The organism is Mesotoga sp. HF07.pep.5.2.highcov (assembly GCF_003666285.1).
Lineage (GTDB): Bacteria > Thermotogota > Thermotogae > Petrotogales > Kosmotogaceae > Mesotoga > Mesotoga prima.
The window spans coordinates 1-1018 of record NZ_JFHJ01000567.1 but is presented as its reverse complement, the minus strand read 5'-3'; the positions used below and the strand labels follow the sequence as shown (position 1 = coordinate 1018).

The following is a 1018-nucleotide window of genomic DNA, read 5'->3' as shown; positions in this document are numbered from 1 at the left end:
ACCAGCCTGTTTCGAAAAGTTTCACATTTCTCTTGTAGGCATGTTCGACTACTTCATCGAATGACAACTTTTTCCCACTTTCGCCATAAACAAACCCTTCTTCAAATCTCACAGATGAGAGCGGGCTACCGGTGAGTTCACAGAACACAGGGGCCAATTTCTCCCGCAAAGAAGCGCAGGCGTTTTTCACCGCGTTCCCGGAGTAAATGGTGGTTCTCGATGCGACTGTGGGCCCGCTGTCTGGAACGAAGGCGGTATCCGGTTGATGAACAACAATCTTGTCTATGCTCTGCCCCAATTCTTCCGCCGCGATAATTGAGATCACCGTCTTAGCACCCTGACCCATTTCCGTTCCGCCAATCCTCACTTCGACAGAACCATCCCTGTCTATCAGCACGTGTGCGCCGGACTTGTCGAGAGCCTGACCTCCTGCACCGAGGCTGACCCCATAGAAGATGTGAGAGAGACCAACCCCTCTTTTTACTTCTTCACTAGACTTATTGAATTCCTCCGTCTCTTTCACAAGTTCCTTCCATTTCGAAGCCTTCTTAACTCTTGAAAGAGTCTCTGGAGCACCAACGCTGTTAACTAACAGATGATCGGTAGAGGTCCTGGAACCCGGTCTAAGAGTGTTAATTTCTCTGAACTCCATTGGGTCGAACCCCATCTGGACAGCAATATCATCCAGCATGCTCTCAACCGCAAAGAGAACTTGAGGAGAACCGAAACCTCTGAAGGCTCCCGGAGGAACTTTGTTAGTATAAACTGCATAAACATCGACGTCAACATTTTCTATTTCGTAAGCTCCGGCCGCATGAACAAGCGTTCTAAAGATAACTATCGGAGTAAGGGTTGCATACGCTCCCATATCCATGTATGCCTTTATCGTCATCGCTTTGATTTTCTTTCCTTCAAGGGCAACTTTATAGTGAGACTTTATGGGATGACGCTTCGAAGTTGTCTGGATGTCTATTTCTCTTGAATAAATTAGTTTCGCCGGCCTTCGAAGGTTATAGGC

General features: G+C 47.5%; 1 protein-coding gene. It reads right to left on the bottom strand.

Translation table 11 applies throughout. The features are described from left to right. Window positions 1-1018, bottom strand: a 1018-nt coding sequence (locus BG32_RS11970; protein WP_147435004.1) for a xanthine dehydrogenase family protein molybdopterin-binding subunit, incomplete at both ends; no start/stop codon positions are given.